General features: G+C 65.2%; 15 protein-coding genes. 11 read left to right on the forward strand and 4 right to left on the reverse strand.

Annotation, left to right across the window (positions count from 1 at the left end):
• Window positions 1-5 precede the first annotated feature (5 nt).
• The 6 genes from JKG68_RS09545 to JKG68_RS09570 all read left to right on the forward strand — a co-directional run bounded on the left by JKG68_RS09545 (window position 6) and on the right by JKG68_RS09570 (window position 2,869).
• Window positions 6-455: an RrF2 family transcriptional regulator gene (locus JKG68_RS09545; protein ID WP_202058631.1), complete on the forward strand. Its 450-nt coding sequence runs from the start codon at window positions 6-8 to the stop codon at window positions 453-455.
• 74 nt (window positions 456-529) lie between these two features.
• A complete protein-coding gene (gene cysK / locus JKG68_RS09550; protein ID WP_202058633.1) occupies window positions 530-1,510 on the forward strand; it encodes a cysteine synthase A in 981 nt (326 codons plus the stop codon).
• 199 nt (window positions 1,511-1,709) lie between these two features.
• Window positions 1,710-2,072: a hypothetical protein gene (locus JKG68_RS09555; RefSeq protein WP_202058635.1), complete on the forward strand. Its 363-nt coding sequence runs from the start codon at window positions 1,710-1,712 to the stop codon at window positions 2,070-2,072.
• 12 nt (window positions 2,073-2,084) lie between these two features.
• Window positions 2,085-2,348 (forward strand): hypothetical protein, encoded by a 264-nt coding sequence (locus JKG68_RS09560; protein WP_202058684.1) that lies wholly within the window; start codon window positions 2,085-2,087, stop codon window positions 2,346-2,348.
• 15 nt (window positions 2,349-2,363) lie between these two features.
• The gene (locus JKG68_RS09565; protein WP_202058637.1) at window positions 2,364-2,684 is read left to right on the forward strand and encodes a hypothetical protein; all 321 of its coding nucleotides are present in this window, start codon (window positions 2,364-2,366) and stop codon (window positions 2,682-2,684) included.
• Window positions 2,685-2,704: 20 nt separating this feature from the next.
• Window positions 2,705-2,869 carry a hypothetical protein gene (locus JKG68_RS09570; protein ID WP_202058639.1) on the forward strand — a complete coding sequence of 55 codons (165 nt, stop codon included), beginning with the start codon at window positions 2,705-2,707 and terminating at the stop codon, window positions 2,867-2,869.
• 97 nt (window positions 2,870-2,966) lie between these two features.
• On the opposite strand, the gene JKG68_RS09575 is transcribed toward JKG68_RS09570, so the two are convergent.
• Both JKG68_RS09575 and typA read right to left on the reverse strand, forming a co-directional pair.
• Entirely contained in the window at window positions 2,967-3,590 is a 624-nt protein-coding gene (locus JKG68_RS09575) for a glutathione S-transferase family protein (protein WP_202058641.1), read from the reverse strand.
• Between the two features lie 129 nt (window positions 3,591-3,719).
• Window positions 3,720-5,546 (reverse strand): translational GTPase TypA, encoded by a 1,827-nt coding sequence (typA, locus tag JKG68_RS09580; protein WP_202058643.1) that lies wholly within the window; start codon window positions 5,544-5,546, stop codon window positions 3,720-3,722.
• Between the two features lie 253 nt (window positions 5,547-5,799).
• Between typA and JKG68_RS09585 the strand changes: the two genes are divergently transcribed.
• A complete protein-coding gene (locus JKG68_RS09585; protein ID WP_202058644.1) occupies window positions 5,800-6,183 on the forward strand; it encodes a YybH family protein in 384 nt (127 codons plus the stop codon).
• Between the two features lie 387 nt (window positions 6,184-6,570).
• Complete coding sequence (locus tag JKG68_RS09590; RefSeq protein ID WP_202058646.1) at window positions 6,571-8,424, forward strand: tetratricopeptide repeat protein; 1,854 nt, start codon at window positions 6,571-6,573, stop codon at window positions 8,422-8,424.
• A gap of 35 nt (window positions 8,425-8,459) precedes the next feature.
• Here JKG68_RS09590 and JKG68_RS09595 read toward each other — a convergent pair whose 3' ends face one another.
• Together JKG68_RS09595 and JKG68_RS09600 are read right to left on the reverse strand one after the other, a co-directional pair.
• Window positions 8,460-9,023: a hypothetical protein gene (locus tag JKG68_RS09595; RefSeq protein ID WP_202058648.1), complete on the reverse strand. Its 564-nt coding sequence runs from the start codon at window positions 9,021-9,023 to the stop codon at window positions 8,460-8,462.
• A gap of 120 nt (window positions 9,024-9,143) precedes the next feature.
• Window positions 9,144-10,376 (reverse strand): argininosuccinate synthase, encoded by a 1,233-nt coding sequence (locus tag JKG68_RS09600; RefSeq protein ID WP_202058649.1) that lies wholly within the window; start codon window positions 10,374-10,376, stop codon window positions 9,144-9,146.
• Window positions 10,377-10,598: 222 nt separating this feature from the next.
• Here JKG68_RS09600 and JKG68_RS09605 point away from each other — a divergent pair, with 222 nt between their 5' ends.
• From JKG68_RS09605 to rpsA, 3 genes are all read left to right on the forward strand, one after another.
• On the forward strand, window positions 10,599-11,228 hold the full coding sequence (locus JKG68_RS09605) for a 2-hydroxychromene-2-carboxylate isomerase (RefSeq protein ID WP_202058651.1): 630 nt from the start codon (window positions 10,599-10,601) through the stop codon (window positions 11,226-11,228).
• Between the two features lie 176 nt (window positions 11,229-11,404).
• Window positions 11,405-12,622 carry an SMP-30/gluconolactonase/LRE family protein gene (locus JKG68_RS09610; protein WP_202058653.1) on the forward strand — a complete coding sequence of 406 codons (1,218 nt, stop codon included), beginning with the start codon at window positions 11,405-11,407 and terminating at the stop codon, window positions 12,620-12,622.
• Window positions 12,623-12,938: 316 nt separating this feature from the next.
• Window positions 12,939-14,285: 30S ribosomal protein S1 (gene rpsA / locus JKG68_RS09615; RefSeq protein WP_202058655.1), on the forward strand; the 1,347-nt coding region annotated here is incomplete at its 3' end.

The following is a 14,285-nucleotide window of genomic DNA, read 5'->3' on the forward strand; positions in this document are numbered from 1 at the left end:
TTGGCATGAACTTTCTCTCGCGCCGCTCGCTTCTCGCCATTGCCGCCGTGACGGACATCGCGCTCCATGCACGGCCCATGCCGGTCTCGGCGAAGGCGCTCGCCGCCCGGCACAACCTGCCGCCCCGCTATCTCGAGCCGGTCCTGCAGGCGCTGGTCCGCCAGGGAATCCTCAAGGGCGTGCGGGGGCCGCGGGGAGGCTATGAGCTCGCCCGCGAGCGGCGGCGGATCACGGCGGGCGACATTGTGCGCATCGCCATGTCGGCCCTGGAGGAGGACGGCGCCTCGCCCGTGCCGGAATCGCGCCTGGCCGAGGCTGTTGTCGGCCCCCTAGTCCAGCGCGGAACTGAAGCTTTTCTCACCGAGCTGGACCAGGTGACCGTGGAGGATCTGTGCCAGAAGGCGCAGGCGGAATCCGCCGTCGAGTCCATGCCCGCCGTGGATTTCACGATTTGACATGTGAAATAAGGTGATTATCGACACCTGTTGCGAAAAGCGATAATGTTCCCCTGCCCCGAAGGAGGACCTCCATGGCTGACACCCTCAACACATCCAACGCTGACACCAAGCCCGGCCGTGGCCGCATCTACGGTTCCATCACGGAAACCATCGGCAACACCCCGCTCGTGCGCCTGAACCGGCTGCCGAAGGAGCGCGGGGTCGATGCCGAGATCCTGGTCAAGCTCGAGTTCTTCAACCCGATCTCAAGCGTGAAGGACCGTATCGGCGTCAACATGATCGACGCCATGGAGGCCGCAGGAAAGATCGATCCCGGCACGACCCTGGTCGAGCCCACCTCGGGCAACACCGGCATCGCGCTGGCCTTCGTGGCGGCGGCCCGCGGCTACCGCCTGATCCTCGTGATGCCCGAGACCATGTCCCTGGAGCGCCGCAAGATGCTGGCTTTCCTCGGCGCGGAACTCGTCCTGACCCCCGGGCCGATGGGCATGAAGGGTGCGGTCGCCCGGGCCGAGGAACTCCTGAACGAGATCCCGAACTCGGTGATGCCGCAGCAGTTCAAGAACCCGGCCAATCCGGAGGTTCATCGGCTGACGACGGCGGAGGAGATCTGGAACGACACCAACGGCCAGTTCGACGCCTTTGTCGCGGCCGTGGGCACCGGCGGCACCATCACGGGTGTCGGCCAGGTCATCAAGCCGCGCCTGCCTTCCTTAAGGGTGATCGCCGTGGAGCCGGAGGATTCTCCGGTGCTGTCCGGCGGCCAGCCCGGCCCGCACAAGATCCAGGGCATCGGCGCCGGCTTCGTGCCGGACGTGCTCGACCGCTCCGTGATCGACGAGGTGGTGACGGTCGGCAACCAGACCGCGTTCGACATGGCGCGCAAGCTCGCCAAGCTCGAAGGCATTCCCGGCGGCATCTCCACCGGCGCCAATGTGGCGGCAGCCCTCGAAGTGGCCGCGCGGCCCGAGTTCAAGGGCAAGCGCATCGTCACGGTCGCGTGCTCCTTTGCCGAGCGCTACATCTCGAGCGCGCTCTTCGAAGGGCTCTGAGCTTCGGCTTCTTGCCTGGCACGAACAACCCGAAGGGCGGCGTCACAGCCGCCCTTTTTGTTTGGGCGGGCCTTCAAGCGTGGCCAGAACCTCTGCGTGTTCGCCGGGTTCTCCTTGCAAGCACGACGTTTGGCAAGCACGACGGCTCGAACGTTGTTTCCAACAGAATTTGCAAGAACGAGATTTGATGGAGTTCACCATGGCGGACCGGAAAGCCCCCCATTCGTTGAAGGATCAGACGGCGGACCAGATCCGCAACGAGCAGCGCGGCGGCATCGACAGCCCGATCGATCCCAACCAGGACGGCGGCATCGAGGGCAACGCCACCTTGCGGCGCGTGTGGAGCCAGCCCGGCGGCGAGGCCTACAACTACCGCCAGGGCCTGACCGGCCAGACCAGCAAGGCCGGCATGGACGGGCATGACGAGCTCACCGCCGCCGAGACCCCCGATGCCACCAAGCACCTGAGCGATGCGAGCCTGTCGCCGGACGACAAGGACGCAACCGCCGAGGCCATCGAGCGCATGACGGCGGTCAACGGCAAGGACGAGAGCGAAGGCTGACAGGAGCACCCCATGGGCAATGCAGGCTACGGCAACCACACCGAAGACACGAAGAACTACGTCGACATCAAGCGGTCCGATCCGCAGACCGGAGGCCAGGAGACAGGAGGGCAGGAGACCGGAGGCCAGGCTTCGCCTGAACCGCAGACCGGCGCCAAGCAGCCGGCGGCAGGGCCTCACAGCAAGCCGTCGCTGACGAATCCGGATTCGACGCCAGGCACAGGAGCCCTGCCGGATCCGGGCGACCGGGACGCCACCGACACCACAAGCTCATAGGGATCCAAGATCGCCATGACCCAGAATCAGAATTCGGGACCCAGCGTCCCCACCGAGCGCCCCGATCCTGAAGCGGCGGCCCGCGATCCGGGCCCCGGCGCCCAGGATCGCCCCGGCTTCGACCTGGGCGGCGCCGTGGACCCATCCAACGCGACCCAGGTGGGGTCCGGCACCATTCCGGGCGGCCCGAAGGGCAGCCCCACGGGCGGAACCGATGCGGGCGGCCGGGCGACCGGTCTCACCGATCCGAGCGGCTCGCGCCCGCTTGGCGGCGACGGCACGGGCGGGTCCGACGCCGGCGGGGGCCCGACGGACGGCTCCGGCGGTCCCGCGTGATCAAGGAAGGAAAGACAGCGATGGCTCAGACCGACAAGAAGCCCGATCAGGCGACCGAGGACGACATCAGCGCCCCTCGGCTGACCCCGCAGGGGCGCGAGAACCCCGATGCCTCCGGCGAGGATTCCACCAACCCGATGGGCGAGGGTGCCAAGAAGGGGCAGGGCGACAAGGCCGAGGGCTAAGGGTCTTCGGGCCGAGCGTCTTACAGGCTGAGCGTCTTACAGGCTGAGCGTCTTGCCCGCCCGCCGAACCTCGGGGGAGGCCGATCCCGGCTTCCCTTTATAGCCCGCCGTCTCGTCCGTAGGTTCGGAAGCCTTCGCGTTCGCAGAGAAGGTCGTAGTACCGATCGATGTCCGGCACAACGGGCCGCTCCAGCGGAATGCTTTTCCAGCGGTGTATCGACAATCCGATGACGATGTCGGCGCAGGTGAAGGTGGGTCCGGCGATATACGCGCCGCTGCGGGCCAGTTCACGGTCGAGGATCTGAACCGCGGAGCAGAACCTGCTCCAGGAGGCAGCAATCTGTTCCTGATCCTGAAAGCTCGGATTCCTGCGGACCGTTGCCTGGAAGACGTAGCGCCAGGTGTTGTTGAAGTCGGAGACCTGCCAGTCCATCCACTTCTCGACTTGCGCCCGCCCGGCGGGATCGGGGGGCAGCAGGTCGTGGCGGTGTTCGCGTGCCGCGAGATAGCGGACGATGCTGTTCGATTCCCAGAAGACCTGGCCTGCATCCTCGATCACCGGGATCATCCCGACCGGATTGAGCTCCAGAAAACTGGCGTCGGTGACGGGCCTGGTCCCGCCACCCCAGTCGACGCGCTCGAAGGGCAGGCCAAGCTCGACGCAGGTCCAAAGCACCTTTCGGACATTGATGGACCCTGCATAGCCATGAACTTTCAGCATGCTCTCCTCCGCGGCACTTAAGCTTAGGCTTTTAGGCCGCCATGAACGGAAGCGCCATCCCTGGGAGGGGCATGCATGCAAAAGGCCGCCATGAAGGCGGCCTTTTGCATTGTCTCGGTGAGGCTTGACTTAAGCGCTCAAGGCTTCCTTCGAGCGCTCGGCGCGCTTGCGGTCGTTCGGATCGAGGATCGCCTTGCGGATGCGGATCGACTTCGGCGTCACCTCGACGAGCTCGTCGTCCTGGATCCAGGCGAGCGACTTCTCCAGGGTCATGCGGATCGGCGGCGTCAGGCGCACCGCTTCGTCCTTGGAGGTCGTGCGGATGTTGGTGAGCTTCTTGCCCTTCAGCACGTTCACCTCGAGGTCGTTCTCGCGGTTGTGCTCGCCAATGATCATGCCCTGATAGACCTTCCAGCCGGGCTCGATCATCATCGGTCCGCGGTCTTCAAGGTTCCACAGAGCGTAGGCCACGGCCTCGCCGTTGTCGTTCGAGATCAGTACGCCGTTGCGCCGTCCCGCGATCTCGCCGCGGTAGGGCTCGTAGGCGTGGAACAGGCGGTTCATGATCGCCGTGCCGCGGGTGTCGGTCATCAGCTCGCCCTGGTAGCCGATGAGGCCGCGGGTGGGAGCGTAGAACACGAGGCGCTGGCGGTTGCCGCCGGACGGACGCATCTCGACCATGTCGGCGCGGCGCTCGGACATCTTCTGCACGACGACGCCGGAATGCTCCTCGTCCACGTCGATGACCACTTCCTCGATGGGCTCGAGAAGGTTGCCGGCCTCGTCCTTCTCGAAGACGACGCGGGGACGCGACACGGCAAGCTCGAAGCCCTCGCGGCGCATGGTCTCGATCAGGATCGCAAGCTGCAATTCGCCGCGGCCCGAGACGTAGAACGAGTCCTTGTCGGCGGCTTCCTCGATCTTGAGGGTCACGTTGCCTTCCGCTTCCTTGAACAGGCGGTCGCGGATCATGCGGCTCGTCACCTTGTCGCCCTCGGTGCCGGCGAGCGGCGAGTCGTTGACGATGAACGACATGGTCACGGTCGGCGGATCGATGGGCTGGGCCTGGATCGGAATGTCGTTTTCCGGCGCGCAGAAGGTGTCGGCCACGGAGCCCTTCACGAGGCCCGCGATGGACACGATGTCGCCGGCCTCGCCCACCTCGATGGGCTGACGCTCAAGGCCGCGGAAAGCAAGGATCTTGGACACGCGGCCGGTCTCGACCACCTTGCCCTCGCGATCGAGCACCTTGATCGACTGGTTCGGCTTCACGGTGCCGGAGGAGATGCGGCCCGTGACGATGCGGCCCAGGAAGGGGTTGGCTTCCAGAAGCGTTCCGAGCATGCGGAACGGGCCTTCCTCGGTCTTGGCCGGGGGCACGTGCTCGAGCACGAGATCGAAGAGCGGTGCCAGGCCCTCGTCGCTCGGGCCTTCCGGGGCCTTGGCCATCCAGCCGTTGCGGCCCGAACCGTAGAGGATCGGGAAGTCGAGCTGCTCGTCCGTGGCGTCGAGCGCCGCAAACAGGTCGAACACCTCGTTGACCACCTCCACGTGGCGGGCATCGGGACGGTCGATCTTGTTGATGGCCACGATGGGGCGAAGGCCGATCTTGAGGGCCTTGGACACCACGAACTTGGTCTGTGGCATCGGGCCTTCGGCCGCGTCCACGAGAACGATGGCGCCGTCCACCATGCTCAGGATGCGCTCCACCTCGCCGCCGAAATCGGCGTGGCCGGGGGTATCGACGATGTTGATGCGGGTGTCCTTCCAGACAACCGAGGTCGCCTTGGCCAGGATGGTGATGCCGCGCTCTTTTTCGAGGTCGTTCGAATCCATGGCGCGCTCTTCCACGCGCTGGTTCTCACGGAAGCTGCCGGACTGGGAGAGGAGCTTGTCGACGAGGGTGGTCTTGCCATGGTCGACGTGGGCGATGATGGCGATGTTGCGCAGCTTCATGGGCGAAGTCTTTCAAAACAAAAGGGCCCGGCACGCGGCAAGCGTGGCCGCGCCCCTGGCTCGTACCGGGCGAGAAATCTGATGCACTGCAATATAGGCATTAAGGTGAGGCCGCAATAGGGCGGGGAACAGGATTACAAGCTAGGCGGGACGAAGTATTTGCGATACTTCGTTGCATGAAGAGGCCTGAAGCTTGGATGTCCGTTGCGCTCGGGTTCTCTCGTTTGCCCTTGGGACAGCTTGCTCGAAACAAATGTCAGCCCAGCAATTGATCGATGCCGACAAGGCCTTCAACGCCATGGCCCAACGGGAAGGCACCGGACCGGCCTTCATCGCCTATTCCGCCGAGGACCCGGTGATGATCCGCCCCGGCAGCATGCCGCTTTTAGGGAGATCCGCCTTTGTCGAGGCCTTCTCCCAGGTCACCGGCTCGGCGCTCTCCTGGGAGCCCCTCCGGGCGGAGATCGCCGCAAGCCAGGACCTCGGCTACACCTTCGGCCGCTACACCCTGCGCGAGGGCGGTGAGATCAAGGCCTATGGGGTTTATGTGAGCATCTGGAAGAAGCAACAGGACGGATCGTGGAAGTTCGTCCTCGACGGCGGCGGAACGACGCCGCACCCGGTCGCACACCCCTAGCGATCTGCTCTCCGGGGAGAAGCGGCGGTTCCGGAACCCCAATGGGCAACAAGATGCCGGCATCCTTGAGCGGGTGCTCGCGAACCTACGTGCTGTGACAAAGCGCACAGATCTTCGCGTCCCATGGGATCAGGTTGAAGGGGTTCATCGGCAGCAAAGGTCCTGCGGTGAACTGGGCGAATGCCCGTGCGTACCGGCGGCACGATCTTCGGTGCATCGTTCTCACCGTCTGCCGCGATGCCGCATCGCCTGTGGAGCTGACCGCCCGAAGGAAAGCCGAGACCTCGCGCGAACCAGCGAACCACCTGACTTGGCAACAAAGGCTCCCGCAGGCTCTCGGATCGTTCTCGCCTGCCGCCCAATCTGCCCGATCTGAGAGGCTTCCCGATGATTCACCGCACGAAGCGTTCCCCGGCATCCATCCATCTCACGGCGACGGCTGCCATCGCGGTCGTTCTTGCAGGCTCAGCCGCAGCCTGCCCCCTCGGCGATCACAACAGCCCGCGCGTGAAGCTTCTCCACGGGTACGCACACACCCCAGCGTCCCACACGAGGATTGCGCAGGCCGACCACCAGGCCCATTCCCAGCCGCCGGCCCGCAACGAGCTTGGCGCTTACAGCCGCGATCTCCCGAAGGGCGCGGCCGCCCCGCGGGCCGAGGATCGCCCTCCCGTCTATGAAAATCTGGGTCGGCTGACCTGGTCCGCCATCGGTCCTTCGGGACAGGAGGCGCGCGCCTATTTCGACCAGGGATACCGCCTTGGCTGGGGCTTCAACCATGCCGAAGCAGCCCGCGCGTTCCGGGCGGCACAGGCGCTCGACCCGACCTGTGCCATGTGCCTCTGGGGAGAGGCATGGGTGCTCGGACCGCACATCAACTATCCGATGGACCCGGATGCCAACGCTCGCGCGATTGGTGTGCTCGAGCAGGCCAGACGCCTTGCGCCCAGGGATGACCTGCAAGCCGCTCTCATCGATGCGCTTTCGCGGCGGCATTCCCCGGATCCCCAGGCGGACCGCAAGGCGCTGGACCAGGCCTATGCCGACGCGATGGAGGCCGTGCAGGCCCGCTTTCCGGACAATGCGCACGTCGCCCTCCTGACCGCCGACGCTCTCATGAATCTCAGCCCGTGGGATTACTGGGAAAACGGGGGCAAAACCCCGAAGGGCAGGACCGCCCGGATGCTCGAACTGATCGAGGGCGTGCTCGGAGACCGGCAGGTGGGATCCCTCAAGGCGGAGCCCGACCATCCGGGAGCCATCCACCTCTACATCCATGCCGTCGAGGCCTCCGACCGGCCGGAACGGGCGGCGCCCCATGCCGCCCGCTTGGCTGCGCTGATGCCCGGAGCCGGGCATCTGGTCCATATGCCGAGCCACATCTGGTATCGCCTCGGCCGCTGGCGCGAGAGCCTGGATGCGAACGTGCAGGCTGCGGCCGTCGACGAGAGGCTGCTCAAGGGGGGAGGCGCGAGCCTGCTCTACGCGGAGGGCTACTACGCCCATAACGTTCATTTCGTGATGGCATCGGCCCTCATGGGCGGAGACGGGAGGACGGCCGTTTCTGCCGCGGAGAAGCTCGGCGGATTGGTGTCGGACCGAACCCAGCGCGAGGTTCCCTGGACCCAGCCCATCGCCGCAGCAGCCTATACGGCCCATGCGCGCTTCTCGGAGCCGGACAAGGTGCTGGCCCTGCCTGCTCCGGACGCGAACTTCCCGTTTGTGCGAGCGACATGGCACTATGCCCGCGGCATTGCCCTGGCGCGGCTGGGGCGGGGCGACGAAGCGCAGGCCGAAATGTCGGCCATCGCGGCCCTGGCGCAGACGCCTGACATCGCGGCGCTGCCCACTGCCGGGGTGCCGGGGCCGGATGTGCTTGCCATCGAGGCCAAGGTGATCGAAGCGCGGATTGCCCAGGCCAAGGGCGATCATGCCCGGGCTGCTGCGCAATTCGCGGAAGCCGTCGAGATCCAGGACCGGTTGCCCTACATGGAGCCGCCCTTTTGGTACTATCCGGTGCACCAGTCGCTCGGCGCCGCCTTGCTGCAGCAGGGCAAGGCCGAGGAGGCGCAGGCCGCGTTCCGTGCCGCCATCGAGCGGGCGCCCAACAACGGCTGGGCGGCCGCCGGTCTGCTTCAGGCCGCCGAGTTCCGTGGCGATGCGGCGGCGGCCGAGGAGGCGCGGGCGCTCATGCGGAAGAACTGGTTCGGCGAGAGCGACCCTTCGCTAGACCGGCTCTGATGCTCAGGCAAAGGGGCTGAAGCCCGTAGGCTCGATCAGCGCTGATTCATGAGCTTGCGCGCTTGGGCGTCGGGCAGGTTCGTGGAGAGCAGGCACCGCTCCTCGCCTTTGGCTCGGCACGCCTTCAATCGCTGTGCGACCTGTTCCAGCTCGGTGTAGGGAACGAAGCTCCGCCCCTCACCACAGCTCGTGCCGTCGACTTTCGGACGCGAGGCTCTGAACTTGGTCTCTCCGCCGGTGGCCATGCTCCGACCTACGGAAATCGTGATGCAGCGCATCCCGGTTTCCGTCTTTTCCATGCTGTCGAGGAGCCAGTCCTTGGCGATCAGCTGCTGTCCGAGGCTATGGGTGCGAACGGGGTAGCGCACGAGAACGCTGCTTGATGCCCCCAGGAGGCCTTGGCCCGAGCGCACGTCGGAGGTGATCTCGGCCGGTCCGAGTGCATCCCGGACATACTCCGTCACCAAATGAGGTGCAGCTTTCACCTGATAGTCGGGCGGCAAATCGACCGGGTCGTTCAACGCTCCAGAGCCGGCTGTGCCGGTTCCCTGACACGCGGAGAGCAAAAGAAGAAGGGCAGGAGCAAGGAGGAGTTTCATGAGATGTTTCTGCAGGAATGGAATCTTCCTACGCAATAACATTGCTCGATATGCCGAGAAAGGGGGCTCAGGGTGCGACGGGATGCCCATGCACCTTGAGCCGGTTCGGCAGCCGCTCCCCTACAGCCCCAGCTTCTTCTTGCGCTGGGCAAGCGTGCGCAGGCGCAGGGCATTGAGCTTGATGAAGCCGGCCGCATCCCGGTGGTCGTAGGCGACCGCGCCTTCCTCGAAGGTAACGAGGTCCTGGTCGTAGAGGGAATAGGGGCTCTCGCGGCCGATGAGGTGGACGCCACCCTTGTAGAGCTTGAGCTTGACCTCGCCGGTGACGAATTCCTGGGATCGGTCGATCAAGGCCTGGAGCATCTCGCGCTCCGGCGAGAACCAGAAGCCGTTGTAGATGAGCTCGGCGTATTTCGGCATCAGCTCGTCCTTCAGGTGCGCGGCACCGCGGTCGAGGGTGATCGACTCGATGCCGCGATGGGCGAGGTGCAGGATCGTGCCGCCGGGGGTCTCGTACATGCCGCGGCTCTTCATGCCCACGAACCGGTTCTCCACGAGGTCGAGGCGGCCGATGCCGTTGAGGCGGCCCAGCTCGTTGAGCTTGGCCAGCAGATCTGCGGGGCCCAGCTTCTTGCCGTCGATGGCGACCGGATCGCCCTTCTCGAAGGTGATCGAGATCACGGTGGGCTGATCAGGGGCGGATTCCGGGTCGTTTGTGCGGGAATAAACGTAGTCCGGCACTTCCATGGCCGGATCCTCCAGCACCTTGCCTTCGGAGGAGGCGTGCAGCAGGTTGGCGTCCACGGAGAACGGGGCCTCGCCGCGCTTGTCCTTGGCAATCGGGATCTGGTTCTGCTCGGCGAAGGCGATGAGCGCCTCGCGGGAGCGCAGGTCCCATTCGCGCCAGGGGGCGATCACGGTGACGTCCGGCTTCAGGGCATAATAGCCGAGCTCGAAGCGCACCTGGTCGTTGCCCTTGCCGGTGGCGCCGTGGGACACCGCATCGGCGCCCACCTTTTCGGCGATCTCGATCTGCTTCTTGGCGATGAGCGGCCGGGCGATCGAAGTGCCGAGCAGATAAAGGCCCTCGTACTGGGCGTTCGCCCGGAACATGGGGAACACGTAGTCGCGCACGAACTCGTCGCGCAGGTCCTCGATGAAGATGTTTTCGGGCTTGATGCCGAGCAGCAGGGCCTTCTGGCGCGCGGGCTCCAGCTCCTCGCCCTGGCCGAGATCGGCGGTGAACGTCACCACCTCGCAGCCATAGGTGGTCTGCAGCCACTTGAGGATGATGGAGGTGTCGAGGCCGCCGGAATAGGCGAGCACGACCTTGTTCACGCGCTTTTCAGCCATAGCGAAGGTTCCGAAAGAGTAAGGGTGCTGGCGACTTAAAACGGAAGCCGTATCGGCGCAACGGGCAATTAACGGACGGGTATGCTTGTCATGCATTTCTGCCCGGAGAAGGGGAGCCTGCCGTAGCGGGAGGGAATGCGTTAAGCCGGCTGAGGGAGCGAAAGGCAGGCTTTCGGAGTTTGACCGTTCCCCTCCCGGATCCGTGGCAGCGAAAGACCCTCCATGCAACGTCAGCCCACCCTCGAATTCTGGTACGAGTTCGCCTCGACCTATTCGTATCTCTCCGCCATGCGCGTCGAGGCGGCGGCGGAGCAGGCGGGGGTCAGGGTCGTGTGGCGGCCCTTCCTGCTGGGTCCCGTCTTCAAGGCTCAAGGGTGGGACAACTCTCCCTTCAACCTCTTTCCCGTCAAAGGCCGCTACATGTGGCGGGACATGGAGCGTGAGGCTGCAAGGCTCAGGATCCCCTTCTACCACCCCAAAATCTTCCCGCAGAATGGGCTGATGGCGGCGCGGGTCGCCCTGCTCGGGTCGGATCGCGGCTGGACGCCGGCCTTTACCCGGGCGGTCTACACGGCGGAGTTCGGCGACGGCCGCGACATCTCCGATCCGCAGACTATCTTGGATATCCTGACGGGCCTGAACCTCGATGCCGAGGCCGTCATCGCGGAGGCGCAATCGGACACCAACAAGACGCGCCTGCGCCGGATGGGCGACGAGGTTCTGTCGCGAGGCCTCTTCGGCGCACCCACCTTCTTTGCCGAGGACGGCGAGATGTTCTGGGGCAACGACCGGCTCGAACAGGCCCTCGACTGGGCCATCGCCCAGGCGCGGCGCGGGGCGGCGCCGGGCTGACCGCAGACATGCCGACAGCCTGAGCGGCCGCAGCCACACCTTCGACGGGATTAACCCCGGCGACGGCCGTGGAAGGGTCCGGGCTCTCCAAAGAGCAGGGTCGTCCGGCAGAAAAGAGGTTTCCGTCATGCTTGGATGTGGGATCTTTGCCCCAGCCGGCGAATCGGGAGCAAGTCATGGATGGTCAGCAGCCTCGGACTGAGCGAGACAAGGCCCTGTCGAGAAGAACACTGATCAAGGCGGTGGGCGCAGGGGCCCTCGTGGCCGGCTCCGGTTCCGCCCTGGCCCAAACGCCAGCCCAACCTCCCAGCACAGTGACGAATCCCCCGCGCGATTTCGCTCCGGGCGGTGCGCCCACCACCTATTTCACCGATCCCGACATCCTCAGCGTCGATCCGGTCTTCGACGGGTATGTTCAGCCCAACAGCGCCATCACGCGCCTTTGGACCGGGGCGCTCTGGGCCGAGGGGCCGGCCTGGAACGCGCAAGGGCGATACCTCCTCTGGAGCGACATTCCCAACAACCGCCAGATGCGCTGGCTCGAGGACGACGGTCACGTGAGCGTGTTCCGGATGCCGTCCAACAACAGCAATGGCAACAGCTTCGATTTCCAGGGCCGCCAGCTCTCCTGCGAGCATCTCACCCGCCGGGTCGTTCGCTATGAGCTCGACGGCTCGGTCACGGTTCTGGCGGAGGCCTTTGAAGGAAAGCGCCTGAACTCGCCCAACGATGTGGTGCCTCATCCCGATGGGAGCTACTGGTTCACCGATCCGCCCTATGGCGGGCAGCTCTACGAAGGCGCGCCCGACATCGCGGGCGGGCCCAGCAATACGGCCGGGCGGCTCAACCCGAGGCTGGGCCAGCCCCCGGGGATCGGCAGTGTGCGACGGGAGCTGCCGACCAATTGCTACCGCATCGATCCGAGCGGCCGCGTGGACCTCGTGGTGACCGAGGACCAGGTGCCCGATCCCAACGGCTTGTGCTTCTCGCCCGACTACCGGAGGCTCTACGTTGCCAGCACCGGCAAGGGGCCGGGCGACACCGGGCCCGGCGGCAAAAGCGACATTTATGTTTTCGATGTGGGCACCGACAACAGGCTCTCGAACCGCAGGCTCTTCACCGACTGCGTGATCGATGGGGTGAAGTGCGGTCCCGACGGCCTTCGCTGCGACGTAAACGGCAACCTGTGGGCCTCGAGCAACGCCGGGCGCGCCGTGGGCTATAGCGGCGTGACCGTGTGGAATCCCGAAGGCAGGCTGATCGGGCGCATCCGCCTGCCGGAGGTCTGCGGCAACGTCTGCTTCGGAGGACCCAAGCGTAACCGCCTGTTCATGGCGGCGAGCCAGTCGCTCTATGCGGTCTACGTCAACACGCAGGGAGCGGCTCCCGGCTGAGCACGGGACCTCGAACGCATCAAAGCCTTGAAAGCCTTGTGATCCGGGGCCAACTGGGATAAAAGAACCCCGATCCGACAAGGCGTTGACGGTATTCGGTTGTGAGGGTGCGTGTTCCGCGCCCTCGCGGCGTTCCGAAAAACCCTTGCGGATCAAGCGTTTCCATCCGTCGATGATACGCCGGCCTGCTCTTATCTAAGGGCAGCATGCCCAGGACATGGCCCTGAAGGGGCGTCCTTGGCAGCGGCGGCTGGAAACGGCCCGTTCACACGAGCCGCCGGCGTTGCCCCTTATGTTGGGCCATTCAGGAGAACCTATGTCTGCAGCTTTGCAACAGCCGAGCCGTGAAGATTTCGCGGCCCTGCTCGAAGAATCCTTCCTCACGAACGAGATCAGCGAAGGCTCGGTCGTGAAGGGCAAGGTGGTCGCGATCGAGAAAGACGTCGCGGTCATCGATATCGGCGCCAAGACCGAAGGTCGCGTCGCTCTGAAGGAATTTGCCGGCCCGAACCGCGACCAGACCGTGGTCGTCGGCGACGAGGTCGAGGTCTATGTCGAGCGCATCGAGAATGCCCTGGGCGAGGCCGTCATCTCCCGTGACAAGGCCCGCCGCGAAGAGTCGTGGGTGAAGCTCGAGAAGGCCTTCGAGGCCCAGGAGCGCGTCAACGGCACCATCTTCAACCAGGTCAAGGGCGGCTACACCGTCGACCTCGACGGCGCAGTGGCGTTCCTGCCGCGCTCTCAGGTCGACATCCGCCCGGTGCGCGACGTCACCCCGCTCATGGGCGTGGCTCAGCCGTTCCAGATCCTCAAGATGGACCGCCGCCGCGGCAACATCGTCGTGTCGCGCCGCACGGTTCTCGAAGAGAGCCGCGCCGAGCAGCGTTCCGAGCTCGTGGCGAACCTCGAAGAGGGTCAGGTCATCGACGGCGTGGTCAAGAACATCACCGAGTACGGTGCGTTCGTTGATCTCGGCGGCATCGACGGCCTGCTGCACGTCACCGATATGGCATGGCGCCGCGTGAACCACCCGTCCGAGGTCGTAACCATCGGCCAGACGGTGAAGGTGAAGATCATCAAGATCAACCACGAGACGCACCGCATCTCGCTCGGCATCAAGCAGCTGCTCGCCGATCCGTGGGAGGGCATCGCCGCCCGCTACCCGGTCGACGCCAAGCTGAAGGGCCGCGTCACGAACATCACCGACTACGGTGCGATCGTGGAGCTGGAGCCCGGCATCGAAGGCCTGATCCACGTCTCCGAGATGTCCTGGACGAAGAAGAACGTCCACCCGGGCAAGATCATCTCCACCTCGCAGGAGGTTGAGGTCGTGATCCTCGAGGTCGATCAGGTGAAGCGCCGCATCTCGCTGGGCCTGAAGCAGACGCTCCAGAACCCGTGGGAGGCCTTCGCCGAGAAGCACCCTGTCGGCACCGAGGTCGAAGGCGAAGTCAAGAACAAGACCGAATTCGGTCTGTTCATCGGCCTTGAGAACGACGTCGACGGCATGGTCCACCTCTCGGACCTCGACTGGAACCGTCCGGGCGAGCAGGTCATCGACGACTTCAAGAAGGGCGACGTCGTGCGCGCCCAGGTTCTCGACGTGGACGTCGAGAAGGAGCGCATCTCGCTCGGCATCAAGCAGCTTGCGGGCGATCCCTTC

It is taken from the genome of Microvirga aerilata (assembly GCF_016743775.1).
In the GTDB taxonomy this organism is placed as follows: Bacteria; Pseudomonadota; Alphaproteobacteria; order Rhizobiales; family Beijerinckiaceae; genus Microvirga; species Microvirga aerilata.